The sequence below is a fragment of the Nocardiopsis sp. MT53 genome (assembly GCF_019598965.1).
Lineage (GTDB): Bacteria > Actinomycetota > Actinomycetes > Streptosporangiales > Streptosporangiaceae > Nocardiopsis > Nocardiopsis changdeensis.
The window spans coordinates 4,306,127-4,332,378 of the sequence record NZ_CP080599.1 but is presented as its reverse complement, the minus strand read 5'-3'; the positions used below and the strand labels follow the sequence as shown (position 1 = coordinate 4,332,378).

Annotated in this window: 22 protein-coding genes; all 22 read right to left on the bottom strand. The window is 73.7% G+C overall.

Translation table 11 applies throughout. The features are described from left to right. Nucleotides 1-55: 55 nt before the first annotated feature. The gene (locus K1J57_RS19330; RefSeq protein WP_220559969.1) at nt 56-589 is read right to left on the bottom strand and encodes an arginine repressor; all 534 of its coding nucleotides are present in this window, start codon (nt 587-589) and stop codon (nt 56-58) included. Beyond that, nucleotides 586-1,533 (bottom strand): ornithine carbamoyltransferase, encoded by a 948-nt coding sequence (argF, locus tag K1J57_RS19325; protein WP_220559968.1) that lies wholly within the window; start codon nt 1,531-1,533, stop codon nt 586-588. Before argF ends, K1J57_RS19330 begins: the two co-directional genes overlap by 4 nt. Next, nucleotides 1,530-2,735 carry an acetylornithine transaminase gene (locus tag K1J57_RS19320; RefSeq protein WP_220559967.1) on the bottom strand — a complete coding sequence of 402 codons (1,206 nt, stop codon included), beginning with the start codon at nt 2,733-2,735 and terminating at the stop codon, nt 1,530-1,532. The genes argF and K1J57_RS19320 overlap by 4 nt, the downstream gene beginning before the upstream one ends. Then, complete coding sequence (gene argB, locus K1J57_RS19315) at nt 2,732-3,733, bottom strand: acetylglutamate kinase (RefSeq protein WP_220559966.1); 1,002 nt, start codon at nt 3,731-3,733, stop codon at nt 2,732-2,734. Before argB ends, K1J57_RS19320 begins: the two co-directional genes overlap by 4 nt. Further along, entirely contained in the window at nt 3,730-4,509 is a 780-nt protein-coding gene (locus tag K1J57_RS19310; RefSeq protein ID WP_220559965.1) for a bifunctional ornithine acetyltransferase/N-acetylglutamate synthase, read from the bottom strand. The genes argB and K1J57_RS19310 overlap by 4 nt, the downstream gene beginning before the upstream one ends. A 26-nt stretch (nt 4,510-4,535) precedes the next feature. Then, entirely contained in the window at nt 4,536-5,564 is a 1,029-nt protein-coding gene (gene argC, locus K1J57_RS19305) for an N-acetyl-gamma-glutamyl-phosphate reductase (RefSeq protein WP_220559964.1), read from the bottom strand. Nucleotides 5,565-5,685: 121 nt separating this feature from the next. Continuing rightward, complete coding sequence (locus tag K1J57_RS19300) at nt 5,686-7,137, bottom strand: FAD-binding oxidoreductase (protein ID WP_220559963.1); 1,452 nt, start codon at nt 7,135-7,137, stop codon at nt 5,686-5,688. 169 nt (nt 7,138-7,306) lie between these two features. Next, nucleotides 7,307-7,780: a MarR family winged helix-turn-helix transcriptional regulator gene (locus tag K1J57_RS19295; RefSeq protein ID WP_220559962.1), complete on the bottom strand. Its 474-nt coding sequence runs from the start codon at nt 7,778-7,780 to the stop codon at nt 7,307-7,309. A 180-nt stretch (nt 7,781-7,960) separates the two neighbouring features. Then, nucleotides 7,961-9,187 (bottom strand): aspartate aminotransferase family protein, encoded by a 1,227-nt coding sequence (locus K1J57_RS19290; RefSeq protein ID WP_220565650.1) that lies wholly within the window; start codon nt 9,185-9,187, stop codon nt 7,961-7,963. 475 nt (nt 9,188-9,662) lie between these two features. Further along, nucleotides 9,663-12,152: a phenylalanine--tRNA ligase subunit beta gene (gene pheT / locus K1J57_RS19285; protein WP_220559961.1), complete on the bottom strand. Its 2,490-nt coding sequence runs from the start codon at nt 12,150-12,152 to the stop codon at nt 9,663-9,665. Beyond that, nucleotides 12,152-13,270 (bottom strand): phenylalanine--tRNA ligase subunit alpha, encoded by a 1,119-nt coding sequence (pheS, locus tag K1J57_RS19280; protein ID WP_220559960.1) that lies wholly within the window; start codon nt 13,268-13,270, stop codon nt 12,152-12,154. The genes pheT and pheS overlap by 1 nt, the downstream gene beginning before the upstream one ends. A gap of 183 nt (nt 13,271-13,453) precedes the next feature. Next, complete coding sequence (locus K1J57_RS19275; RefSeq protein WP_220559959.1) at nt 13,454-14,620, bottom strand: cell wall metabolism sensor histidine kinase WalK; 1,167 nt, start codon at nt 14,618-14,620, stop codon at nt 13,454-13,456. A gap of 276 nt (nt 14,621-14,896) precedes the next feature. Next, on the bottom strand, nt 14,897-15,742 hold the full coding sequence (locus K1J57_RS19270; RefSeq protein ID WP_220559958.1) for an RNA methyltransferase: 846 nt from the start codon (nt 15,740-15,742) through the stop codon (nt 14,897-14,899). 32 nt (nt 15,743-15,774) lie between these two features. Continuing rightward, entirely contained in the window at nt 15,775-16,146 is a 372-nt protein-coding gene (gene rplT, locus K1J57_RS19265) for a 50S ribosomal protein L20 (RefSeq protein WP_220559957.1), read from the bottom strand. A 160-nt stretch (nt 16,147-16,306) separates the two neighbouring features. Then, complete coding sequence (gene rpmI, locus K1J57_RS19260; RefSeq protein WP_073384074.1) at nt 16,307-16,501, bottom strand: 50S ribosomal protein L35; 195 nt, start codon at nt 16,499-16,501, stop codon at nt 16,307-16,309. A 197-nt stretch (nt 16,502-16,698) separates the two neighbouring features. Beyond that, nucleotides 16,699-17,253, bottom strand: coding sequence for a translation initiation factor IF-3 (gene infC, locus K1J57_RS19255; RefSeq protein ID WP_255646430.1), 555 nt, complete (start codon nt 17,251-17,253; stop codon nt 16,699-16,701). Nucleotides 17,254-17,663: 410 nt separating this feature from the next. Continuing rightward, nucleotides 17,664-18,488 (bottom strand): shikimate dehydrogenase, encoded by an 825-nt coding sequence (locus K1J57_RS19250; protein WP_220559956.1) that lies wholly within the window; start codon nt 18,486-18,488, stop codon nt 17,664-17,666. After that, a complete protein-coding gene (gene mltG / locus K1J57_RS33540) occupies nt 18,488-19,525 on the bottom strand; it encodes an endolytic transglycosylase MltG (protein WP_255646429.1) in 1,038 nt (345 codons plus the stop codon). Before mltG ends, K1J57_RS19250 begins: the two co-directional genes overlap by 1 nt. A 1,569-nt stretch (nt 19,526-21,094) precedes the next feature. After that, entirely contained in the window at nt 21,095-21,583 is a 489-nt protein-coding gene (gene ruvX / locus K1J57_RS19240; RefSeq protein WP_220559955.1) for a Holliday junction resolvase RuvX, read from the bottom strand. Nucleotides 21,584-22,251: 668 nt separating this feature from the next. Beyond that, nucleotides 22,252-24,921, bottom strand: a complete 2,670-nt coding sequence (alaS, locus tag K1J57_RS19235; protein WP_220559954.1) for an alanine--tRNA ligase — start codon at nt 24,919-24,921, stop codon at nt 22,252-22,254. Nucleotides 24,922-25,480: 559 nt separating this feature from the next. Beyond that, nucleotides 25,481-25,753 carry a hypothetical protein gene (locus tag K1J57_RS19230; protein WP_220559953.1) on the bottom strand — a complete coding sequence of 91 codons (273 nt, stop codon included), beginning with the start codon at nt 25,751-25,753 and terminating at the stop codon, nt 25,481-25,483. Continuing rightward, nucleotides 25,750-26,142 carry a DUF948 domain-containing protein gene (locus tag K1J57_RS19225; protein WP_220559952.1) on the bottom strand — a complete coding sequence of 131 codons (393 nt, stop codon included), beginning with the start codon at nt 26,140-26,142 and terminating at the stop codon, nt 25,750-25,752. Before K1J57_RS19225 ends, K1J57_RS19230 begins: the two co-directional genes overlap by 4 nt. Nucleotides 26,143-26,252: the final 110 nt, after the last annotated feature.

The following is a 26,252-nucleotide window of genomic DNA, read 5'->3' as shown; positions in this document are numbered from 1 at the left end:
CTCCTCAACGTGGTTCGGGTGCGGTCCGCGGGCCGCCGGCGGCGCGCGGGCGCCGCTACGGCCTGCGGTCGGCCAGCCGCAGCAGCGCGGCGGCCAGCTCCTCGCCGCCCTGGGGGTCGCGGGAGATGACCAGGATGGTGTCGTCTCCGGCGATCGTCCCCAGGATGGCGTGGAAGTCGGTGTGGTCGATGGCCGAGGCCAGGAACTGCGCGGCGCCCGGCGGGGTGCGGACGATGACCATGTTGGCGGACGCCTCCGCCGACACCAGCAGGTCCTCGGCCAGCCGGGTGAGCCGGGCGCCGGAAGCCTGGGACAGGTCCAGGGTGTCGGGGCGGGTGCGCTGGAGGCGTTCGCCCCCCTCCCCCGGCAGGACGTAGGCGAGGTGCCCGGCGGCGGTGCGGAGCTTGACCGCGCCGAGTTCGTCCAGGTCGCGGGAGAGGGTGGCCTGGGTGACCAGGACGCCCGTCTCGGCGAGCCGTTTGGCCAGCTCGCCCTGGGAGCGGATGTCCTCGCGGGTGAGGACCTCGGTGATGCGGGCGTGCCGCGCCGCCTTGGTCATCGGTGCGGTGGCGCCCCCGTCGACGGTCATCGTCGCACGTCCCCTTCGGCGTCGGTGTGCTCCAGCAGGAAGGCCAGCAGGGCCTTCTGGGCGTGGCGCCGGTTCTCGGCCTCGTCCCAGACGACGCTCTGCGGCCCGTCGATGACGCCCGCGGAGATCTCCTTGCCGCGGTAGGCGGGCAGGCAGTGCAGGACGATCGCCCCGGGGTCGGCGGCGGACAGGAGGTCCTCGTCGACGATGTAGGGGCGGAAGGGCGCCTCGCGGTCGGCGGCCTCGGCCTCCTGGCCCATGGAGACCCAGGTGTCGGTGGCCAGGACGTCGGCCCCGGCGGCGGCCTCGCGGGGGTCGGTGGTGACGGAGACCGACCCACCGGTGGTGCGGGCGATCTCGGCCGCGCGGGCCAGGACCCGCGGGTCGGGGTGGTAGCCGTCGGGGGCGGCGACGCGGACGTGGAGCCCCGCGGTGGCGCCGCCCAGCAGGTAGGAGTGCGCCATGTTGTTGGCGCCGTCGCCCAGGTAGGCCAGGGTGAGCCCGGCCAGGGCGCCCTTGTGCTCGCGGACCGTCTGGAGGTCGGCCAGGATCTGGCAGGGGTGGAACTCGTCGGTGAGGGCGTTGACCACCGGGACGGTGATGTCGGCGGCCAGGGTCTCCAGGTCGGCCTGGGCGAAGGTCCGCCAGACGACGGCGGCCACCTGGCGCTGCAGGACGCGGGCGGTGTCGGCGAGGGGTTCGCCGCGGCCCATCTGGGTGCTGCCCGAGTCCAGGACCAGCGGGGCGCCGCCGAGGTCGGCGACGCCGACGCTGAAGGACAGGCGGGTGCGGGTGGAGGGCTTGTCGAAGAGGAGGGCCACGGTGCGCGGGCCGGCCAGGGGCCGGTGGGCGAAGCGGTCCTTCTTCATGGCGTCGGCGAGGTCCAGCACCCGGGCCTGCTCGGCCGGGCTCAGGTCGTCGTCGCGAAGGAAGTGCCGGGTCATGACTGCTTCTCCTTGGTGGCGGCCTCGGCGGCGTCGAGGATGGTGGGCAGGGCCTCGATGAAGACCCCGATCTGCTCGGGTGTGATGACCAGCGGCGGGGCGAGCCGGATGGCGTCGGGGGCGACCGCGTTGACCAGGAAGCCGCGGACCGCTGCCTGTTCCTGGACGTGGGCGGCGTGCGGCCCGGTCAGGGTCAGGGCCCGCCACAGGCCCGAGCCGCGCTGCCCGGCGAGCAGGGGGTGGTCGATGGCGTCGAGCTGCTCGGCGAGCAGGTCCCCCATGACGGCGGTGTGGGCGAGCAGGCCCTCCTTCTCGATGGTGTCCAGGACGGCCAGGGCCGCGGCGCAGGCGATGGGGTTGCCGCCGAAGGTGGAGCCGTGGTCGCCCTTGTGGAAGGCGTCGGCGTAGCGGCCGAAGCCGACGCAGGCGCCGATGGGCAGGCCGCCGCCCAGTCCCTTGGCGAGGGTGAGGACGTCGGGGCGCACCCCGGCCTCCTGGTGCGCGAACCAGGCTCCGGTGCGGCCGATGCCGCTCTGGATCTCGTCCAGAACGAAGGCCGTGCCGGTGGCGTCGCAGATCTCGCGGACCCCGGCGAGGTAGCCCTCGGGGGCGGGGACGACGCCGGCCTCGCCCTGGGTGGGTTCGACGAACACGGCGGTGCAGCCGGTGTCGACGGCCTCGCGCAGGGCGTCGAGGTCGCCGTGGGGGACGAAGCGCACGTCCATGCCGAACGGCCCGAAGGGCTCGCGGATGGAGTCCTTGCCGGTCAGGGCGAGGGAGCCGGAGGTGCGGCCGTGGAAGCCCTTCCCCGCGGCGACGAAGTAGTGGCGGCCCGGGCCGGCGGCGCGCTTGACCAGCTTGAGGGCGGCCTCGTTGGCCTCGGTGCCGGAGTTGGAGAAGTACACCTTGGCGTCGCCGCCGAGCAGGGAGACGAGCCGCTCCGCCAGCTCGATCTCGCGCTCGTTGATGAAGAGGTTGCTGGTGTGGGCGATGGTGGCCGCCTGGTGGGCCACGGCCTTGACCAGGGCGGGGTGGCCGTGCCCCAGGGAGGAGACGGCGATGCCCGCGATGAGGTCGAGGTACTGGCGCCCGTCGGCGTCGTAGACCTCGCAGCCGCGTCCCAGGGTGAGGGCGATCGGCGGGACGCCGTAGTTGGGCATGAGCGAGGCCGAGAAGCGTTCGCGCAGTTCGGAGCCGGTCATGGCCTGCCTCCGTCGGTGTGGTCGGTGCGGGTGTCGTGGGGGCGCCAGGGGCGCGGGCGGTCTCCGGCGAGCAGGGCCGCCTCCAGTTCCTCGTCGGCGACCATCGTGCCGACGCCCTGGTCGGTGAAGACCTCCAGGAGGAGGGAGTGCGGGACGCGGCCGTCGATGATGTGGGCCTGGGGCACACCGCCCTCGACGGCGGTGAGGCAGGCCTCCATCTTGGGGAGCATGCCGGAGGAGAGCGTGGGGAGCAGGGCGCGGAGCTCGTCGACGTTGAGGCGGCTGACCAGCTCGGTGTTGGCCGGGTAGTCGGCGTAGAGGCCTTCGACGTCGGTGAGCATGATGAGCTTGCTGGCGCCCAGGGCGACGGCGATCTCGGAGGCGGCGGTGTCGGCGTTGACGTTGTAGACGCCGCCGTCGTCGGCGCGGGCGACGCTGGAGACGACGGGGATGCGGCCGTCGGCCAGCAGGGCGGCGACGGCGCCCGCGTTGACCTCGGTGACCTCGCCGACGCGGCCGAGGTCGACCTCCCGGCCGTCCACCGTGACGCTCTTGCGTTCGGCGACCAGCAGGTTGGCGTCCTCGCCGGACATGCCGACGGCGAAGGGGCCGTGCCGGTTGATCAGGCCGACGATCTCGCGGTTGACCTGGCCGGTGAGGACCATGCGGACGATGTCCATGGCCTCGTCGGTGGTGACGCGCAGCCCGGCGGTGAAGGTGGACTCCACCCCGGAGCGTTCGAGCATGGCGCTGATCTGGGGGCCGCCGCCGTGGACGACGACGGGGCGCAGTCCGGCGTAGTAGAGGAAGACGACCGATTCGGCGAAGCGGACGCGCAGTTCCTCGTTGATCATGGCGTTGCCGCCGTACTTGACCACGACGGTGCGGCCGTGGAAGCGGGACAGCCAGGGCAGCGCCTCGATGAGGTTGGCGGCCTTGTCGATGGCCTGGGCTCGGTCGTCGCCGGTGGCGGCGCTGTCGGTGGCTCGGGAGATCATGTCCGGTCCTCGTGCTCCGTGGTGGCGGGGTCGGCGTCGATCTGGGCGGCCAGGTCGGCGCACACGTCGGCGAGCAGGGCCGCGAAGGCCTCCTCGTCGGGGGTGGTGCCGGCGGCCCCGCTGGCCATGAGCAGGGCGGTGTCGGCCGGTCCGGTGAACGGGGGGAGGGTCTTGGCGGCGGCGTCGGCGATGAGGGCGCGGCACCGGTCGGCGGTCAGGTCGGCGTCGGTGGTGACGATGTACAGGCCGCTGGACAGGGAGGGGTCCGGTCCCTTGGCCATGGCGCCGACGGTGTAGCCGTCCCCGCGCCGGAAGACGATCTTGACGACGGTGTCGGTGGTGCGGACGGCGTCGGCGGCGGTCAGCCCGCCGGAGCGGGAGAGTTCGGCGACGGCGGCGGTGACGCCGCCGGTGAGCCGGTCCAGGGGCGGGCGGGTGCCGACGGGTCCGGCGGCGCACAGGGCGATCTCGGCCGCGGAGTCGTCGACGGCGGCCGCGGTGTGCTCGGCCAGGGCGTGGACGTCCTGGAAGCCGAGGGGGACGGTGTCGACGTTGGCGCAGCCGGAGTTGAGGACGGCGGCGCGGACCCGGCCGCCGGCCAGGACCTGGCGGGACCACAGGGCGGGGGCCGAGCGGTCGGCGCCGGAGCCGAAGACCGCCCCGGCCGCCCGGGAGGGGCCGTCGTTGACGAGGACGGCGACGTCGCGTACGCCGGGGACGGCGATGCCCGCGCTGACTCCCGCGGCCCGGAAGCCCAGGGGTGCGGTGACGCTCACGTTGTGCCTTTCCAGCTTTCCGGTGGTCAGGGGGCCACGGCGGCGAGCGGGAGGCCGGTGGTCTCGGGCAGGCCCAGGGCGAGGTTGGCGCTCTGGATCGCGCCGCCCGCGGTGCCCTTGGTGAGGTTGTCCAGGGCGGCGACGGCGACCATGCGTCCGGCGTCGGGGTCCACGGTGACCTGGACGAGGGTGGTGTTGGCGGCGAGCGTCATGGCGGTGCTGGGCCAGGTCCCCTCGGGCAGGAGGTGGACGAAGGGCTCGTCGGCGTAGGCGGTCTCGTAGGCGGCGCGGACCTGCTCCGCGGTGGTGCCGGGCTTGAGGGGGGCGGTGCAGGTGGCGAGGATGCCGCGCGGCAGGGGGGCCAGGACGGGGGTGAAGGACAGCTTGACGGGTTCGCCGGTGACCGCGGTGAGGTTCTGGACGATCTCGGGGTTGTGGCGGTGGGCGCCGCCGACGCCGTAGGGGGTGAGGGCGCCCATGACCTCGCTGCCGATGAGGTTCGGCTTGGGGGCCTTGCCCGCGCCGGAGGTGCCGGTGACGGCGACGACGGTGAGGTCGGGTTCGACGAGCTGCTCGGCCAGGCCGGGGAAGAGCGCGAGGGTGGCGACGGTGACGTGGCAGCCGGGGACGGCGACGCGCTTGGCGCCGGTGAGGCGCTCGCGCTGTCCGGGCAGCTCGGGCAGGCCGTAGGGCCAGGTCCCGGCGTGGGGGGTGCCGTAGAAGCGTTCCCAGGAGGAGGAGTCCACGAGCCGGAAGTCGGCGCCGCAGTCGATGACGAGGACGTCCTCGCCGAGCTGCCGGGCGATGTCGGCGGACTGGCCGTGCGGCAGGGCCAGGAACACGAGGTCGTGGCCGCGCAGGGAGTCGACGTCGGTGGGGGCCAGGACGCGGTCGGCCAGCGGGAGCAGGTGCGGCTGGTGCCGGATGAGCGGCGTCCCGGCGTTCTTGGCGGCGGTGACGGCGCCGATCTCGATGTCGGGGTGGCCGATCAGCAGGCGGAGCACCTCGCCTCCGGCGTATCCACTGGCCCCGGCGACCGCCGCGTTGTAACCCATGGTGCTCCCCTCACTCTCAATGACTGAACTATCATGCACACTGCTGCAAATTTATGCAAGCCGGATCGGAGGAAGGCCGGTGCGAGCACGCTCACACCGGCCCCGGTACGGCGGTGTCCGGTCAGCGGCCGGCGATGCGCCCGGCGATGCCAGCGAGGCGGGAGGTGTGGGCCTTCTCCTCGGAGGTCTTGGACTCGCGGCGGTCGGCGGTGCGGTAGAGCCCGTAGATGACCTGCGTGCCGACCCAGCGCAGCGGCTCGGGCTCCCAGCCGCGCACCTGGTGGCCCACCCAGGGCAGCCGGGTGAGCTCGGTGTCCCGACCCAGGATGAGGTCGCGCAGGGTGCGCCCGGCCAGGTTGCTGGTGGCCACGCCGCTGCCGACGTAGCCCCCGGCCCAGCCGATGCCGGTCTCGGTGTCCATGTGCACGCTGGGGCACCAGTCGCGGGGCACGCCCAGGACGCCGGACCAGGCGTGCTCGACGGGCACCTCCGCCACGTCCGGGAACATGCGGGTGAGCGCGCGCCACAGCTCGGCGATGGCCTGGGGCTGGGTGGCGCCGTCCTTGTCCTGGGCCGACCCGAAGCGGTAGGGCACGCCCCGGCCGCCGATGGCGATGCGGTCGTCGGCGGTGCGCTGGGCGTAGACGTAGGCGTGCGCGGTGTCGCCCAGGACGTCGCGGCCCTCCCAGCCGATCTTGTCCCACACCTGGGCCGGAACGGGCTCGGTGACGATCATCGAGGAGTTCATCGGCAGCCATTCGCGGCGCTGGCCGCGCAGGGTGGAGGTGAAGCCCTCGGTGGCGCGCACGACGTGGTCGGCGTAGACGGTGCCGTGGTCGGTGACCACGGCCGGGCGGGCCACGCCCCGGCGGGGGCGGATCTCCTCCACGGCGGTGCCCTCGAAGATGGTCACCCCCAGCGCCTCGACCGCCCTGGCCAGGCCGGTGACCAGCTTGGCGGGCTGCACGCGCGCGGCGTGCGGGGAGTAGGCGCAGGCGACCGCGTCGGCGACGGCCAGGGAGGGGGCGTGCCCCTCGGGGAGCATGTGGATGTCGTCGGGCCAGTACCCCCACTCCTGGAGGTACTCGATGTCCTCGGCCAGCCGGTCCCGCTGGGCGGCGTTGGTGGCGACCAGGCGCATGCCGCCCTTGACGATGTCGGCGTCGATGCCCTCGGCGGCCGCGGCGGAGATGACCTCGTCGACGGTGCTCATCATCGCGCGTTGCAGGGCGATGAACGCGCTCTTTCCGTGTGACTGCGCGTAGCGCTCGCGGGAGCCCGCGAACTCCGCCGACAGCCACCCTCCGTTACGGCCGGAGGCGCCGAAGCCGGCGAACTCGCGCTCGACCACCGCGATGCGCAGGTCGGGCTGCGCCTTCTTGAGGTAGTAGGCGGTCCACAGCCCCGTGTACCCCGCGCCGACGACGCAGACGTCGTAGTCGGCGGTGCCCGGCAGGGGGTCCCTGCGCTCGGGAAGGCCGATGTCACGGAACCAGAAGGAGACGGAACCGTTGGCGAAGCGGGGGGACCGGGGGATCGGCCTCAGCTGCGCGGCAGTGGTGAACAGTCCCATGATTCCCCCCGGGGCCTTACCGTTGGGACCCCTCCCCCGGAGTCCTCGAACATCCGCCAACCTACACGGGAACGAAGGCCGGTGGGACGTTTTCCGTACTTTCGTACGGACACGACGACATTCCGACCGGGGAATCGACTACCGAGCGTTTCCGACGGGTGATCCGGGGTCAGACCGTGCTGTCACGGAGCGTGCGCGCGACCGCGGACAGGGTGCGCACGCCCTCCTCGCCCAACGGCCCCAGGACGTGCTCGCGCAGACGCTCGACGTGCTTGACCCGCACCTGGCCGATGAACTCCACTCCCTGGGGGGTGAGGGTCGCGTAGACCACGCGCCGGTCGGACGAGCAGTTCTCGCGCTTGAGGTACCCCTCGCGTTCGAGCCGGTCGGCGAGCTTGGTGAAGCCGCCGGTGCTGAGGCTGACCTCGCGGGCCAGGCGGCTCATCGGGAGCCGGTGCCCGGGGGTGCGCTGCAGGCGTATGAGGACCTCGAACCAGGGCCCGGCCATGTCCTTGCCGTCGGGGGTGATACCGCGCAGCAGCCTGGGGTGGACGCCGTTCATGGCCTCGTGCAGCAGGCCCCAGGCGGTGATGAGGTCGTCGTCGGTGAGCGTCGCGGTGTCCTCGGTCGGCCGTGCGGTCATGGTCCGCCCCCTCAAGAAGTATCTTCCCGAGAAACAATACCGGATGATGGGCGCACGGGAAAGTCTTTTCCAAGGAAAATATTTCACCCGGCCGACTCCCCGGCGGCCGGGACCGCGCCCCGGCCGACCGAGGGCCGCCCACCGCGGTGTTCCGCGGGAGGCGGCCCTCAAGGCCCGGCCTCAGTGGCGGGCGGCCACCGCGTCCAGGGCGCCGGCCAGGGTGGAGACCAGGTGGTCGATCTGCTCCCAGGTGATGGTCAGCGGCGGCGAGATGAGCAGCGCCGTCGGGACCGGCCGCAGGATCACCCCGCGCGCACGCGCCTCGGCGAACACCTCCGCCGTGGTGATCCCCCGCCCGGCCAGCGCCTCCTCGGTGAGCTCCACCGCGGCCATCACCCCGGTGCCCGAGCGGACCTGCGCGACCAGCGGGTGGTCGGCCAGGGAGCGCAGGGCCCCGTCCAGCTGCCGCTCCACCTCCAGGGACACCGTGAACAGGTCCTCCCGCTCCAGGATGTCCAGGTTGGCCATGGCCGCGGCACAGGCCGTCGGGTGCCCGGCGTAGGTGGTGCCGTGCAGGAAGGGGTGGCCCTCCCGGTACCAGAACGGATCGGCCACCCGGCCGCTCACCACCACGCCGCCCAGCGGCAGGTAGCCGCTGGAGACGCCCTTGGCGAAGACGATCATGTCGGGCCGCACCCCGAAGCGCTCGATCCCGAACCAGTCGCCCAGCCGGGCGAACGCGCAGATCACGCTGTCGACGATGAACAGCACGCCGTACCGCTCGCAGATGCGGGCCACCTCGGTGAAGTAGTCCGGCGGCGGCGCGTACACCCCGCCCGCCCCGATGACGGGCTCGGCGAAGAAGGCGGCCACCCGCCCGGGGCCCACCCGCAGGATCTCCGCCTCCAGGGCGGCCGCGGAGTCGTGCGGGACCACCGACACGTCCTCGACCAGCGGCCCGTAACCGGTGCGGAACCGCTCCATGCCGATCACGCTGGTGCCGAACCCGTGCAGGCCGTGGTAGCCGCCGGTGCGGCTGATCAGGTGGACCCGCTCCGGGGCCCCGGTGACGGCGTGGAAGCGGCGGGCCAGCTTGGCCGCGGTGTCGATGGACTCCCCTCCCCCGCAGGTGAGGATCACCCGCGGGTCGTCGACCGGGGCGTGCGCGGCCAGCCGCTCGCTGAGCCGCGCCGCGGGGGCGTTGGAGAAGTCCCCGTAGACGGTGTAGGCGTCCAGGGTCAGCATCTGACGGTGGACGGCCTCGGCGATCTCGGGGCGGCCGTGGCCGACGTTGCAGTACCAGAGGCTGGCCGTGCCGTCGAGGTACCGGTCGCCGGCCTCGTCCCAGAGCCACACGCCCTCGGCGCGCGCCACCGTGAACTCGGGGCCCTTGCGGACCGTGTTCATATCGCAGAAGGTGTGCCAGAGGCGGCCGGGCTCCCGCACCTGCGGGGCGGCGGGAACGAACGGGAGAGCCGTTTCGGTCATAGGGCGACCTCCGAACCGTGGACGTGCGCGAACGACGACGCGCTGCCGGGAATACTGCGGTCCCCGCCCCCGGGCGCCCTGGGAGGGGCGGGTGCTTGCAGGCTAAATGTGGGGGACGCCTCACAGCAAGAGACGAAACGAACTTTCATGCCCCGAAACACCGGGGTCATTCCGGCTACCCCGGCACATGGTCCGGAAAACCCATGACACGCTGGGAGAACAGGGCCGAAAAAAGTTCTTCGCGTCCCCTCCCCCGGAGAGCGTTCCGCCTTCCGGCGGCCATCTCCGGGAAACACGGGCCCCTGAGGGCACGGGCCCGGGGAACGCGGGAGGGGCCGCCCCGTCGGTGGACGGGGCGGCCCCTCGCGGTGGCGCGGTGCGCCGGCGCGGCGTGTCAGGCGCGCAGCGCGGCGCCGGTGCGCTCGGCCGCCGCGGCCACGGCGGCGTCGCGGGCGGCGCCCGCCTCCTCCGCCGTCAGCGTGCGGTCGGCGGCGCGGAAGCGCAGGGTGAAGGCCACCGACTTGCGGCCCTCGCCCACCTGCTCGCCGGTGTAGACGTCGAACAGGCGCACGCTCTCCAGCAGCTCCCCGGCGCCCGCCGCCAGCGCGGCGCCGATCTCGCCGACCGGGACGGACTCGTCCACGACCAGGGCCACGTCCTGGACCGCCACCGGGTAGGTGGAGACCTCCGGGGCGACGACCGGGGTGCGGGCCCGCTCGAGGTGGTCCAGCTCCAGCTCCATCGCCGCGGTGCGCTCGGGCAGCCCGAACGCCTTGACGGTGCGCGGGTGCAGCTCCCCGGCGTGGCCGACGAGCACGCGCTCGCCCCCGACCCGCACGTACAGTGCGGCGCAGCGGCCCGGGTGCCAGGGGGCGTGGGCGTCGGCCTCCGCCTCCAGCTCCACCCCGGCGACCCGGGCGACCTCGCGGGCGGCCTGGATCGCGTCGGCCCAGGTGGCCGCTCGGCCCCCGCCCCACCAGCCGGCGCGCTCGGCGTCGCCGGTGATGACGACGCCGATCCGGCGCGGCTGGGCGGGCAGGGCGGCGTCGATCAGCGCCAGCTCCTCCGCGCTCGGTCCGCGGTCCACCGGCAGGAGCGGGGCGCGGGTCGCGCCCCGCTCGGGCCGGTACACCAGGCCCGTCTCGAAGAGGGCCACGTCGGTGAAACCGCGCCCCACGTTGCGGGCCAGCGCCTTGAACAGGCCCGGCAGCAGCGTGGTCCGCAGCAGCGGCTCCTCGTCGTTGAGCGGGTTGGCCAGGCGAAGGGCGACCCTGCGGGCGTCGTCGGCGGGCAGCTGGAGCCCGTCGAGGTCGCGCTCACCGGTGAACGGGTAGGACAGCACCTCGTTGTACCCGGCGTCGGCCAGGGCCCGGCCGACGGCGCGGCGCAGCCGCTGGCCCTCGGTGAGGCCGCGGCCCGAGCCGCGCGGCCGGATCGAGGGGATGTTCTCGTAGCCCTCGAACCGGATGACCTCCTCGGCCAGGTCGTTGGGGTCGGTGAGGTCGGGCCGCCAGGACGGCGGGGTGACGGTCAGGACGTCCCCGTCCGCGGCCACCTCGCAGCCGATGGCCGTCAGCCACTTCTCGGTGGTGCCGGCCGGGTAGTCGACCCCGGAGACCGAGGAGGCGTGTCCGGCCCGCACCGTGATGGGCGCGCGCGGGGCGACCCGGTCCAGATGGGTGTAGGCGTCCTCGACGGTCGCCCCGCCCAGCTCGGCCAGCAGCCCGACGGCGCGGGTGGCGGCGGCGAGCTGGAGGCCGGAGTCCACGCCGCGCTCGAAGCGGCGGGAGGCCTCCGAGGAGAGCTGGTGGCGGCGCGAGGCCCGGGCGATGTGCATCTCGTCGAAGTGGGCGGCCTCGATCAGGACCGAGGTGGAGGACAGGCCGATCTCGGTGTCCACACCGCCCATGACCCCGGCGATCGCCTGGGCGCCGGACCCGTCGGCGATGACGATGTCGTCGGTGTCCAGGGAGCGCTGGACGTGGTCCAGGGTCTCCAGCTTCTCCCCCGCCTCGGCGGCGCGCACGGTGACGGTGCCGGTGAGGCGGTCGCGGTCCCAGGCGTGCAGCGGCTGGCCGAGCTCGAGCATCACGTAGTTGGTGATGTCGACGGCCAGGGAGACGGGGCGCACCCCGCACTGGTGCAGGCGCCGCTTCATCCACAGCGGGCTGGGCGCGTCGGGGTCGAAGCCGGTGGCGCCGCGCAGGACGAGGCTGTCGCACAGGGAGTCGTCGGCGATGGCGGCCGGGTGGCCCTCGCCCGCGGGGGCGGGCACGGCGACGTCGGCGGGGTCGTGGAACGCGACGCCGTACAGGGAGGCGGTGTCGCGGGCCACGCCGCGGATCGACAGCGCGTAGCCGCGGTCGGGCGTCACGGCGATGTCGATGACGTCCTCGCGCAGGCCGAGCGGGCCGATGGCGTCCTCGCCGACCTCGCCGAAGCCCTCGGGGAGGACGACGATGCCGCTGTGGTCCTCCCACAGGCCCAGCTCGGTGGCCGAGCAGATCATGCCCTCGGACATCCGGCCGTAGGTCTTGCGGGCGCCGATCCTGAAGCCGCCGGGCAGCTCGGCACCGGGCAGCGAGACGACGACGAGGTCGCCCTCGGCGAAGTTGCGGGCGCCGCAGATGATCTGCTGGGGCTCGCCGGTGCCGTTGGCCGACCCGACGTCCACCCGGCAGTAGCGGATGGGCTTCTTGAACCCGGTGAGCTCCTCGATCTCCAGGACGCGCCCGTAGACGACGGGGCCGGTCAGGTCGGCGCCCAGGGTGTCGACGGTCTCGACCTCGAGCCCGGCCAGCGTGAGCCGCGAGGCCAGGTCGCGTGCGGTGACGTCGGCCGGCAGGTCGACGTACTCCCGCAGCCAGGAAAGGGGGACGCGCATCAGTTCTCACTCCCGAACGCCGAGGTGAAGCGGATGTCGCCCTCGACCATGTCGTGCATGTCGCGCACGCCGTGCGCGAACATCAGTGTCCGTTCGATTCCCAGGCCGAAGGCCCAGCCGCTGTAGACCTCGGGGTCGACCCCGGCGGCGACGAGCACGCGCGGGTTGACCACGCCGCAGCCGCCGAGCTCGATCCAGCCCTCGCTGGAGCAGGTGCGGCACGGGTTGTCGGGGTCGCCCACCGACGCGCCGCGGCACACGAAGCACTCCATGTCCACCTCGGCCGACGGCTCGGTGAAGGGGAAGTAGGAGGCGCGGAAGCGGGTGCGCAGGCCCTCCCCGAACATGGACCCGACGAAGGCGTCGATGGCGCCGCGCAGGTGCGCCATCGTGATGCCCTTGTCCACGACCAGGCCCTCCAGCTGGTGGAAGACCGGGCTGTGGGTGGCGTCGAGCTCGTCGGTGCGGAAGGTCTTGCCCGGCGCGACCACGTACACGGGCAGCTCGCGCGAGAGCAGCGCGCGGACCTGCACCGGCGAGGTGTGGGTGCGCATGACCATGCCGGAGTCCCCGCCGCCGGGGCCCTCGACGAAGTAGGTGTCCTGCATGGTGCGGGCCGGGTGGTCGGGCTGGAAGTTGAGGGCGTCGAAGTTGAACCACTCCGCCTCGACCTCGGGGCCCTCCGCGATCTCGAAGCCCATGCCGACGAACACGTCGGCCATGCGCTCGGCGACGGTGGTCAGCGGGTGGCGGGCGCCGCGCGGGGCCCGGTCCCAGGGCAGGGTGACGTCGACCCGCTCCTCGACCAGGACGCGCTCGTCGCGCTCGGCCTCCAGGGCGGTCTGGCGCTCCTTGAGGGCCTGGCCGACGTCGCGGCGGGCGCCGCCGACGCGCTTGCCCGCGTCGGCCTTGGCCGCCGGGGGCAGCGCCCCGATCTCACGGTTGGCCAGGGCCAGCGGGGACCGGTCGCCGGCGTGGGCGAGACGGACCTCCTTGAGTTCGGCGAGGTCCTTCGCCGCTGCGATGGCGGCCAGAGCCTCCTCGCGCATGCGGGCGACCTCGTCGGGGTGCAGGGGGGTCACCTCGACCGGGTCGAAGGAATTGTTCGGTGCAGACATGGTTGGTCACCTCACCGCCGCGTCCCCGTGCAGGAGGGAGGCGTGCGGTGGTCACGGTCCGCCGTGGGGCGGACGGGGCCGACAGGGAAGGCTCAGGGATGTCGGGCGCGCAGGGAAGGGTCCACTCACCGGTCCCGGGCACGCCGTGGAGCCCACCGGGGGCGTCGGAGGGTCTGAAGGGCTTCAGACGAACTCGGGCGTCCCGGCGGGCATGGTAAATCGGAACTCGGCACCGCCGCTGGGGGCGCGTCCGACGGTGATCGTGCCGCCGTGGGCCTCGACGAGGCCCTTGACGATGAACAGCCCGAGGCCGGTCCCGCTCCGGCGCTTGCTGCGCCAGAACTGGCGGAAGACGCGCGGAATGGTCTCGGGCGCTATGCCCTGGCCTTCGTCGCGCACCGACACCGCTGCTCCTCCCTCACACGGCTCGATCACGATACTGACAGTACCAGCGCCGTGCCGCACCCCGTTTTCCACGAGGTTGGAGAGGATCTGTTCGAGCTTGTCGGGGTCCAGCCACATCTGCGGGAGGCCTTCGCGCGTCTCGACCCGGAAGCGCTCCTCCGACTCGCCGGAGGCGACGCGGCCGGCGACGACCCGGCGCACCACCTCGGTGACGTCGACGACCTGGCGGCGGACCTCGATGCGGCCGGACTCGATGCGGGAGACGTCGAGCAGGTCGTGGATGAGCCGGGTGACGCGGTCGGCGTCGGCGTTGACGGTCTCCAGCATGAACAGCTTCTGCTTGTCGGTGAGCCGTTCCCACTTGGTGAGCAGCGTGGAGGTGAAGCCCTTGACGCTGGTCAGCGGGGAGCGCAGCTCGTGGGCGACCTCGGAGACGAGGTCGGCGCGGCTGCGCTCGGCGCGTGTGGAGGCGTCGCGCAGGGTGACGACCAGGCGGACGAGGTCGCCGCCGGGGCGGGCGCGCACGTAGCGGGCGGCGACGAGGATCTCGCGGTCGTCGGGCAGGTACAGGGCGCGCTCGGTCTGGCGGGTGCGGCCGCGGTCCCCCCCGTAGGGGTCGCTGGCCTCCCACCAGTCGTTGCCGTCCGCGCCGACCAGCGGCAGGGCGGCGCGGAAGTCGCGCCGCAGGGCGTCAGCGGCGGGGATGCCGGTGAGCTGGGCGGCCTGGGCGTTGTAGAGGATGACGCGGCCGCGGGCGTCGGCGACGACGACGCCGTCGGGCAGGTCGTCGGCGTGCAGCGGGGCGTGGCCGGTGACGGTGTCGTCCACGTCCCACAGCGGTGCGGGGGTCGGGTCGCCTCCGGTGCCGTCGTCCGGGGGGGTGTCGGAGGGGTGTGCACCCTCTCCGTCCTCCACCGGGTGATCCACCTGCCGGCCGCTGCCCACGCCTCTCCCCGCTCCCCTTGTAGGTCCACGGACGCAGGGCATCCGCGCCTGCGTGCCGCCGACCGATGGCGCCGGCATCCGCGACCACCACCGCAGATCTACCCGGCACGTCCGTCCGGTACGCCTCTTGAACAGGGATCTCCGCCCACGTCGGGGCGGGTGGCGCATCGGGGGGCGCCACCGTGATCCCGCTCAGACCCTATCGGCACCGACACCCCGTGCACGTGCATTTGCCAATGCGAGTGGCGCGTCGGCGCCGGAAATCCCCGCCGGCCCTCAGGAGCGCCGCTGCTGGCGCGCGGTGGTGTAGAGGCACACGGCCGCGGCCGTGGCCAGATTCAGGCTCTCGGCCCCGCCGTAGATGGGGACGCTGACCGCGCCGTCCGTCAGGCGGACGGTCTCCTCCGGCAGGCCCCAGGCCTCGTTACCGAAGACCCAGCCGACCGGACCGTCCAGGTCCCCGCCGTCGGCGACCTCGTGCAGGTCCCGCGGCCCGCCGCCGTCGGCGGCCCAGACCCGGGCGCCGCGCTCGCGCAGGAAGTCGACCGCCCGCGCCACCGGGACGCCCACCACGATGGGCAGGTGGAACAGGCTCCCGGCGGAGGCCCGCACGCACTTGCCGTTGTAGGGGTCCACGGAGGCGTCGGTGAAGATGACCACGTCGGCCCCGGCGGCGTCGGCGGTGCGCAGCACCGTACCCGCGTTGCCCGGGTCGCGGACGTGGGACAGGACCGCCGCCAGGCGCACGTCGCCGACCCCGTCCAGGGGGACGTCGACGAACTCGCAGACGGCGATGACGCCCTGCGGGGTGACGGTCTGGGCCAGCTCCGTCATGACGTCGAGGCTGACCCGGTGGACCGGGACGCCCGCCGTGTGGGCGGCGTCCATCAGGTCCAGATGGCGCTGCATGGCCTCGGTCGTGGCGTACACCTCGACCACGCCGGGGGCGGTCCCGCCATAGGGGGACCGCCCGGCACCGCCGGCCGCGGCCAGCGCTTCGCGCACGGCCTGCGGCCCCTCGGCGAGGAAGCGCCGCTCGCGCTGGCGGAAGGTGCGTTTGGCGAGCCGCCGAACCCCCTTGATCCTGGGTGACCGGACACTCGTGAACTCGTGGCTCGCCATCGCTCTACCCGTCAGACTCCGTGTGGAACCGGTCAGGCCGCGGCCTCGGCCGGAAGGGCCTTCTTGGCGGTCTCCACCAGGGTCGCGAACGCGGCCTCGTCGTTGACGGCCAGCTCGGCGAGCATACGGCGGTCGACCTCGATGCCGGCCAGCTTCAGGCCCTGCATGAAGCGGTTGTAGGTGAGGCCGTTGGCGCGGGAGGCCGCGTTGATCCGCTGGATCCACAGACGACGGAACTGGCCCTTGCGGTCCTTGCGGTCGCGGTAGGCGTAGGTCATCGAGTGGAGCATCTGCTCCTTGGCCTTGCGGTACAGGCGCGAACGCTGACCGCGGTAGCCGCTCGCCCGGTCGAGGACGACCTTGCGCTTCTTCTTGGCGTTGAGAGCCCGCTTCACGCGTGCCACTGTGACTCCCTCTTGTGTGTTCCGGCGCGCGGGGCGCGCCGACCGGCCCGACTCCGAGGAGTCCGGCGACCGGATTCGCTTCTGGTCGATCCCACCCGGCGGCCGTCACCGCGCCGCTGGGGCGCGGGGGCGCTTCCGGTGGGAGGGGAAGGTTCGCGGACTACTTGCCGAGAAGCTTCTTGATGAACTTCGCGTCCGCGGGGGCGAGCACGGCCTCGTTGCTCAGCTTGCGCTTGCGCTTGGAGGTCTTGTGCTCAAGGATGTGGTTCTTGTTGGCACGGCGGCGCATGATCTTGCCAGAGCCGGTGACCTTGAAGCGGTCCTTGGCCCCACTGTGGGTCTTGTTCTTCGGCATGTCGCCGTCGTCTCCTACTCCGTCGGCGTGTCGGTCCGCGCGCGGGGCGCGGGCGACACGGTTGTTCCGCCACTGCTTCCGTCACTGTGGCGGGGTCCCTGGACGCCGGCCGTGACGCGTTCGGATGTCCGCGCACAGCCCACCCCACCACCCGGTCCCTTCCGGCGGCCGGGCGGTGGGGGACTTCCCCGGAGCCGCTAGGCCTGTGCGTCGGGCTGTTCGCGGCGGGACTTGTCCCCCGCCGCGGCCGCGCGGGCCTCGGCCTTGTGCTCGGACCGCCGCTTGTGCGGGCCGATCACCATGACCATGTTGCGGCCGTCCTGCTTGGGCTGCGACTCCACCGTGCCAAGGTCCTGGACGTCCTCGGCGAGCCGCGCCAGCAGGCGGCGGCCCAGCTCCGGACGGGACTGCTCACGACCACGGAACATGATCGTCACCTTGACCTTGTCCCCGCTCTTGAGGAACCGCACCACGTGACCCTTCTTGGTCTCGTAGTCGTGCGGGTCGATCTTCGGGCGGAGCTTGATCTCCTTGATGATCGTGTTCGACTGGTTCTTACGGGCTTCGCGGGCCTTGACCGCTGACTCGTACTTGAACTTGCCGTAGTCCATCAGCTTGGCGACCGGCGGGCGCGCGGTCGGCGCTACCTCGACGAGGTCGAGGTCCGACTCCTGGGCGAGGCGCAGGGCGTCCTGCACGGAGACGATTCCGACCTGTTCACCGTTGGGTCCGACGAGACGGACCTCGGGCACCCGGATGCGGTCATTGATGCGGGGCTCGGCGCTGATGAGACCCCTCCCTAGCTTTCTCGGATTACCTGGGACCGGCCGCCCCTGATTGGTGCGGCCTGCTGGATCGGCCCGCCCGTCTCCGGCGGGTGGACCGACCGCGTCGGGGTCTCCCTGGAAAAGCGAAAACCCCGCCAGCGTGTGCAAGCGGGGTCGATCCGGTGGACGGCACGGCGACGCGCGTATCGGACGGACTCCGCGTACACGGAGCCCCGTCGCGACGGCGACGCATCGGGCCGACTCGGTGGACCCGCCCGGGCGTGACCCGACGGGTGGGAGGATCATCTCCGCTTGCGGTTCCAGTGTGACAGGCACACCGGACCAAGTCGATATCTCATACTACCAGTCGGGCGGACCCGCCCGGTCCGCGCCGCTCAGGAGGCGGCGCGGCGGGCCAGTTCGGCCTCCCCCGCGGCGCGCATCGCCTCGACCGGGACCCGTTCCCGGCCCGTCATCAGGCGCACCTGGGCCACCGCCTGGTGCAGCAGCATGGGGAAGCCGCCTACGACCCGGCCGCCCCGTTCCGCGACCCGGCGGGCCGCGGCGGTGGGCCAGGGGGAGTACACCACGTCGAACAGGTCCGCGCCGCTCTCGGCCAGCGGTCCGGCCAGGCCGTCGGCCGCGCCCGAGGGCAGCGACGAGACGACGAGGTCGACGCCGAGGTGGCGCTCGGCCTCGGCCAGGGGGGCCACCTCCACCGGGTGCCCCAGGCGCCCGGCGGCGGCGACCACCTCCTCGGCCCGGGAGGTGTCCCGGGCCAGGACCGTGACCGGGGCGGTGAGCCCGAGCCCGCGCAGGGCGGCCAGGGCCGAGGCCGCGGTGGCCCCGGCGCCCAGGACGGTGGCACTGCGGGGGGCGTCCACCCCGGCCTCGGCCAGGGCGGTGACGATGCCCTCGACGTCGGTGTTGTGGGCGGCCCAGCCGTCGCCCTCGCGGACCAGGGTGTTGGCCCCGCCGACGCGGACGGCCAGGTCCTCGGCCCGGTCTGCCAGCTCCAGCGCCCGCCGCTTGAGCGGCATGGTCAGGGAGAGCCCGGCCCAGTCCGGGCCGAGCCCGGCGAGGAAGGGGGCCAGCCCCTCCTCGCCGCACTCGTGCAGCCCGTAGGACCAGTCGTCCAGGCCCATCGCCGCGTAGGCGGCGGTGTGCAGGACCGGGGAGAGGGAGTGGGCGACCGGCGAGCCCAGGACCGCAGCGCGCATCAGCCGCCGCTCCAGTTCTCCATGAACTCCTGCTTGAGCAGCTCGAACTCGGCCTCGCTGTCGGTGAACTCGGTGACGCCGTTCTCCGGGTCCGTGGCCACGAAGTACAGCCACGGCCCCTCCGCCGGCTCCAGCGCCGCCATGATGGCGTCCTCGCCGGGGGCGACGAACGGCCCCGGCGGCAGGCCGGGCTTGTGGTAGGTGTCGAACCCGCTGGTGTCCGCGGCGCACGCGGCCAGCTGGTCGTTGTTCAGCGCGATGCCGTACTCGCCGATGGCGTAGAAGCAGGTGCTGTCCATGCCCAGGTTCATGTCGATCTCCAGGCGGTTGTAGATCACCCGGGAGACCTTGGGCATGTCCTCCTTGCTGCCGCTCTCGGCCTGGACGATGGAGGCGACGGCCATGACCTCGTCGGGGGTCAGGCCCAGTTCGGCAGCCCTCTCCTCCAGCCGCACCTTCTCGGCCGTCGCGTGGAACTGCTGGACCATGGTCTTGAGCATGGTCTGGGCGTCGGTGCCGGGGTCGAACATGTAGGTCGAGGGGAACAGGTACCCGGCGGCCTCGCCCTCGGCGTACTCGGGCAGGCCCAGTTCGTCGGGCCGGGAGTGGGCCGCCTCGAACTCCTCGTAGGGGACGCCGGTCGCCTCGGACAGCTCCTCCATGGCCTGCTCGTTGCGCAGGCCCTCGTTGACCGTGACCCGGCCGCCGAGGCGGTTGGCGGGGTCCAGCAGGGCCCGCACCGCGTTGTCGGCGCTCATGCCCAGGGCCAGGGAGTAGCTGCCCGGGACCAGGCCCTGGCCCCGCTCCTCCTCGGACAGGTCCTCCAGGGCGTTGGTGAACGCCCGCGGGCTGGCCACCACGCCCAGGTCGGTCAGGCCCTGGCCGACGGCGAGGCCGCTCTGGTTCTCCTCGATCACATAGACGACCTCGCCCTCGCCCGCGCCGTCGAAGTCCGGCGGGAAGACGTAGGTGCGCATCACGAAGAACCCGCCGCCGCCGATGACGGCGATGAGCGCCAGGACGAGCAGGATCATCATGCCCTTGCCGCGCCGTTTGGCCCGGCGGCCCTCCGGCGTGCGCTGCTGCTGGGCCAGGCGGGCGCGTTTGAGCTCCTTGGCCTTCTTGCGGCTGCTGCGGCCGCCCCCGTAGGCGGCGGCGATGTCGGCCAGGGCCGGCTCTTCGTAGTCGTCGTGGTCGTCCTCTTCGGACCCGGCCTCCTCGGACGCCTCCGGCTCCTCCGCGGGCTCCTCCTCGCGGCGGCCGCGCCGGCGGCCCCCGCGGCGGGCGCCGCCGCGTCGGCCGCGGCCCCGGCCGCGCCGGGCGGGGGCTCCTCGTCGTCGTCGGCCGGGGCGCCGTACCCGGCGTCCTCGGACTCGCCGGCCTCCTCGGGCTCGGGCGCCTCGTCGGCCGCCGCGCCCCGGCGGCGCCGGGAGCGGCGGGGGGCCTCCTGCGCCGGGGCGGCGAAGGCGTCGTCATCGTCGGGGGCGTCCCGGAACGGCGCGCTCTCGTGGGACCCCGTGTCGCGGGGGTCCGTGTCGCGCGGGCCGGTGTCGAAGGACCCGGTGTCGTAGGAGCCCGTGTCGTAGGAACCGGTGTCGTAGGAGCCCGTGTCGTGGGCTCCCGTGTCCTGCGGCGCCTGTGCCCGGCGGGCGCGGCGGCCCCGGGGCGGGGCGTCGGCGATGAACGCGCCGGACTCCGCGGGCGGTTCCTCCACCGGGCCGCGGCGGCGTCGGCCGGAGCGGGTGCGGCCCGTGTCCTCGGCGGGCTCGGCGGCCTCCTCGGCGGGGACCCCGCGGTGGCGGCGGCCGCGGCGCGGGGTGGAGTCGAAGGAACCGGAGTCGGGGGACCCGTCGCCTCGGGCGCCGCGCGGACGCAGGTCCTCTTCGGACAGGGCTGCGAACGCCCCGGTGTCGGCGGAGCTGTTCACGCCGGGGAAGGGGACGGCGTCGAACGCCCCGGTGTCCTCGGGCAGGCCGTCCAGGAAGCCGGGCTCCTCGTCCCGGCGACCGCGCTTGCGGCCCCCGCGCCCGCGGCGCGGGGGCTCCTCGGCGGCGGCTCGGCGGCCGCGGCGGGAGGCGCGCGGCGCCTCCTCCCCGGCCGCGGGCGGAGCGGGGTCGGGCTCGGTGCGCTCGCGGCGGGCGCGGCGCGGCGGCTCCTCCTCGGCGGGGGCGGGCGCCGCGGGCGAGCCCAGGCCGGCCAACGCGGCCAGGGCGTCCTGGGTGGTGTCGGCGGCGGGCGGCCGCCCCCGGTGTCGGGGGCGGCGTCGCGCGAGCGACGGGCACCGGAGCGGGCCGCACGGCCGCCGCGCAGCGCGTCGGCGGCACCGCCGCGGCGCTGCGGCGCCGCGGGCTCCTGGTCGCGGTCGGAGCGGCCCGGGTTCAGCGGGTCGTACTCCTGGTCGGGCCGGGGAGCGTAGCGGGGGGTCCGGAACTCGCCGGTCGAGGGCCCCGTGTGCCGGGGGCCGGACGCCTCGGAGTCGGCCCACGGAGAGGCCTCCGGGCGGGCGCGTCGGCCGCGCGCGGGGCCGCCGCGCGGGTCGTAGTCGCGACCGCTGTCGCGGTCGGCGCGTCCACGATAGGGATTTTCGGGGTAGTCATCCCTGTCGTTCATGATTCTCCCTGGCTGGAGCGGACGATCTCGCCCGGGGGCCGGCCTGTCGACCGTTCCTGGTCCAAGGCGCTCTGAAGGAGGACCGTGGCCGCCGCCTGGTCGATGACCGACCGGCGGGCGCGTCCGCCCTTGGCGCCCTTCTTACTGAAGGAGGCTCCGGAGAGCAGGTGTCCCTGCGCGGTCACCGTGGTGAGGCGTTCGTCGACCAGACGGACGGGGACGGGGTGCAGGAGTCCGGCCAGTGACGCCGCGAACTCCCGGGCCGACCGGGCGGCCGGCCCCTCCTCTCCTGACAGAGAGGCAGGGTAACCCACGATGACCTCCCGTGCCTCCTTCTCCAGGACCAGCAGGGCGATACGGTTCTTGTCGCCCCTGCCGCGCGGCACCGTCTCCAGGGGGCTGGCGAGCGTACCGGAGGGGTCGCTGACGGCCACACCGATGCGGGCGTTGCCGGGGTCGACGGCCAGGCGGACACCGTTCCTCACGAGGAGCGCCCCCCGGTTCGGGGAAGGCGGCAGGGGCGGGCCGTCCCGGTACGGGTACGGCACCGCGATGGGAGAATCCTCGACACGGTGGTCCTGTTCGTCAGGTGGATCGCGGGGAAAGTCCGCGCAGACGGCCGTTTGATCGGCTGTGACGCGCCACAGTATGCCCGATTCGATGACCGTACGCAGCCCGGGTCACGCGGAGTGGGTGCCGGCTCACGGTCCGGGCGCTCGGTCCACCGCTGCGCGGGATGCGGGACGGCCGTGGAGGCCGCATCCGAGTGTAAGTCACGCGAATCCCCCGTCATGGCGTCCGATCGCGCCCACACGGCCGGAGCCGGGAGCGCGGACGACCGCGTTCGCCCGGATCGTCACAGGTCGTGATACTACCCGGCACTGTATGTCACGCTGTGTCACCACGCCCGTGTTGCGAAGACCACGCCGGGAGCGGCGGCCGAACGAGGGCCGCCGCCCCGGCGGCACGGGGCGCCCAAAGCCCGTTCCCGGATGCCCTCCTGCACCGCCGGGGACCGCGAGGCGCAGACGGGGCCGAGGGCTCCCGCCCTCGGAGGGCGCCGGGCGGGGCGGCGGTGCCGCGGCCGCCGGGCCGTCCGTCGGGGGTTCCGACGGACGGCCCGCAGCGGAGCGGAGGCCCGGAGGAACAGGCGCTAGGCGCCGGCGATACGGGCCTCCACGGCGCGGAGGGCCTCGTCGACCTTGGTCGCGTCGGTGCCGCCGCCCTGGGCCATGTCGGGCTTGCCGCCGCCACCGCCGCCGAGCGCGCGGGCCGCCACGCCCACCAGGTCGCCGGCCTTGATCCCGGCCTTCTGCGCCGCCTTGTTGACCGCGATGACCACGACCGGGCGGTCCTTGGGCACGGCCGTCAGCGCCACCACGGCGGGCTCGGCCTCGCCCAGGCGGCCGCGCACGTCCGCGGCCAGGGTGCGCAGGTCGTCGCCGCCGGTGCCCTCGGGGGCCTGCTCGGCCACGACCAGCGCCGGCCCGTGGCGGCGGGCCCGCTCCGCGATGGAGCCGGCGGCCTGCAGGACCTGCGCCGCGCGCAGCTTCTCGATCTCCTTCTCCGCGGCGCGCAGCCGGGAGATCACGGCGTCGATGCGCTCGGGCAGTTCCTCGCGCGGGGCCTTGAGCTGCTCGGACAGGCGGCCGACCAGCGCCGACTCCTTGGACAGGCGCTTGAACGCGTCCACGCCGACCGCCGCCTCGACCCGGCGCACGCCGGAGCCGATGGAGGACTCGCCCAGGAGCTTGACGATGCCCAGCCGCGCGGTGGAGGGCACGTGGGTGCCGCCGCACAGCTCGACGGAGTAGTCGCTCATCTCCACGACCCGGACGCGGTCGCCGTACTTCTCGCCGAACATGGCCAGGGCGCCCATCTTGAGGGCCTCGTCCAGGCTCTTCTCCTCGGTGCGCACCGCGATGTCGCCGGCCAGGACGGTGTTGACCTCCTCCTCGACCTCGGCCAGCCGGGACTCGCCCAGGGCGTTGTCGGCGGTGAAGTCGAAGCGCAGGCGGCCCGGGCTGTTCTCCGAGCCGGCCTGGCCCGCCGAGGGGCCCAGCGCGTTGCGCAGCGCCGAGTGGATGAGGTGGGTGGCCGAGTGGGAGCGCTCGATGGCGTGCCGGCGGCCGCCGTCGATCGCCGCGTGCACGGTGTCGTCCACGGTGATCTCGCCCGACCGGACTGTGCCCCGGTGGACGAACAGGCCCGGCAGGGGCTTCTGCACGTCCTCGACGTCGACGATCCCGCGGCCCTCGACGGTGAGCGTGCCGGTGTCGGCCAGCTGGCCGCCGCTCTCCGCGTAGAACGGGGTGCGGTCCAGGACGATCTCGACCTTCTCCCCCTGGCGCGCGGCGGGCGAGGAGACCCCGCCGACCACGATGCCCTTGACCGTCGACTCGCTCTGGGCGTCGGTGTAGCCCAGGAAGTCGGTGGTGCCCGCGCCCTCGAGCAGCTGCGCGTACAGGGAGATGTCCGCGTTGCCGAGCTTCTTGGACTTGGCGTCGGCCTTGGCGGTGTCCTTCTGCCGCTGCATGAGCTCGCGGAAGGACGCCTCGTCCACGGTCAGGCCCTGCTCGGCCGCCATCTCCAGGGTGAGGTCGATGGGGAAGCCGTAGGTGTCGTGGAGCTGGAAGGCGTCGGAGCCGGAGAAGACGGTGCCGCCCGCGTGCCGGGTGCGCTCGGCCGCCCGGGAGAACAGGGCGGTGCCCGCGCGCAGGGTGTCGGCGAAGTTCTTCTCCTCGGTGTCGATGACACCGTGGATGACGTCGGCCTTGTCGAGCAGGTCGGGGTAGATGTCCTTCATCGCGTCGATGCTGACAGCGGTGAGGTCGTGCATGTGGCCGGTGTCGGTGCCCGAGAGCAGGCGCATGTTGCGGATCGAGCGGCGCAGGATGCGGCGCAGGACGTAGCCCGCCTTCTCGTTGCCCGGCTTGACGCCGTCGCCGACCAGCATGACGGCGCTGCGGACGTGGTCGGCGACCACGCGCAGCAGGACGTCCTGCTCGTGGTCGTCGCCGTAGCGGACCCCGGCCAGTTCGGCGGCGCGGTTCAGGACGCGGCCGATGATGTCGGTCTCGTAGATGTTGTCGACGCCCTGGAGGACCGCGGCCAGGCGCTCCAGGCCCATCCCGGTGTCGATGTTCTTCTTGGGCAGCTCGCCGAGGATCGGGAAGCCGGACTTGTCGCCGCCCTCGCCCCGCTCGTACTGCATGAAGACGAGGTTCCAGATCTCGATGTAGCGGTTCTCGTCCGCCTCGGGGCCGCCCTCGGCGCCGTACTCGGGGCCGCGGTCGTAGAAGATCTCGGAGCAGGGGCCGCAGGGTCCGGGGACGCCCATCGACCAGTAGTTCTCCTCCATCCCCATGCGCTGGATGCGCTCGGGGCGCACGCCCACCTTGTCGCGCCAGATCGCCTCGGCCTCGTCGTCGTCGAGGTAGACGGTGACCCAGAGCTTCTCGGGATCGATGCCGAAGCCGCCCTCGGCCACCGGGCCGGTGACCAGCTCCCACGCCAGCGGGATCGCCTGCTCCTTGAAGTAGGCGCCGAAGGAGAAGTTGCCGAGCATCTGGAAGAAGGTGGCGTGCCGGGAGGTCTTGCCCACCTCCTCGATGTCCTTGGTGCGGATGCACTTCTGGACGCTGGTGGCGGTCTCGTACGGCGGAGTGCGCTGGCCCAGGAAGTAGGGCTTGAAGGGGACCATGCCTGCGGGCACCAGCAGCAGCGTGGGGTCCTCGGCGATGAGGCTTGCCGAGGGCACCACGGTGTGTCCGTTCTTCTCGAAGAAACTGAGGAAGCGGCGCGCGATCTCTGCCGTCTCCATTGATGCCCTCCTGTGCTCGGCTCCGCCGCCCTCGGCGGGCCCGTCCCTGCCCGGGACCTGGTTGCGCGTGGTCGGTCGGTCGCCCCATCGTAGGGGGGACGACCACGCGGATGCCTGTGGTTTTCGCCTGCGCGGCCGGCCCCTGCGGGGGCGGCCGACCCGGGACCCGTCCTGTCGACGACAACGCGGGGACCTCGGTTGTTCCAAGGCTATCGCCGTCGGGCACCGGGAGGCGCCGGGTCGGCGGGCCCTCGCCGGGTGATCGCCGCCGACGCCTCCCTGGGGAGGTCGGGCGCCCGACCGGCGGAAGGCGCGGGGCCGGGCGGCGCCGCAGCCCCCGGCACGGCACGGAGGGCGGACGCGCCCGCCCGCGGCACGGGAGCCCCGGGCGGGAACGGGCGCGGCGGGAGGGGCCGGCTCCCGCCCGGCGCACGCGGGGGCGGTCGGCCGCCCGGGCGCGGAGCCGGCGGGGTGACCGGGCGGTGCCGCGGCCCCGGCACGGGGGCCGGGGCCCCGGGCGGGGACGGGCGCGGTGGAGGGGCCGGTCCCCCGGCACCGGTCAGTCCCCGGGCAGGGCGCGGCGGCCGGCGGGGGGCAGGGCGCGGGAGCGGCGGGGCGCGTAGGTGCGCAGCAGCTCCTCCTCCTGCTCGCGGACGGCCTCGGCCAGGTCCTCGTTCAGTTCGCGCAGCGCGCCCTTGTACTCGCCGACCCGGTCCTCGACCCGCTCGGCGATGCCGCCGGGGGTCAGGGCCCGCCGGGCCTGGTGGACGCGGTGCACGGCGTAGCCGCCCAGGGCGGCCCCCGCGGCGAGGTAGAGCAGTCGCCGGATCACCGGTTCTCCTTCCGGCGGCGGCCGCGCACGACCGCCAGGGCGCGGCGCTGGCCCAGGACCCGGCGGACGCCGTAGGACAGCGAGGCCGCCTTGACGAGCGGACCGGTGACCACCGAGCGGGTGAGCGCGGTCATGGTGGCCACGTCCTCGGTGGTGGCCTGGGCGTTGGCGGTGATCTCCTCCACGCGCTCCAACGAGGTGTTGGCGCGTTCGACGGTGGCGGCGACGTCGTCCATCAGGGGCGGGGTGCGGTCACCCAGTTCCGAGACGACCGTGGTCGCGGCGTTGATGAGCTTGATCAGTTTGACGAGCGCCACGCAGATGAACGTGGCCAGCACCGCCCAGACCACCGCGGCGACGAGCGCGGCGACCTCTCCTCCGGTAAGCATGCGGGCTCCGTAAGGCGGATAGGGGCTACTTCTGAGGGTCTGTTTCCGAGGGTCCGTGTGCGACACCTGCCCCCGCGCGTGCGCCGGAGTGGCGTCGGGGGCCGCCCGCC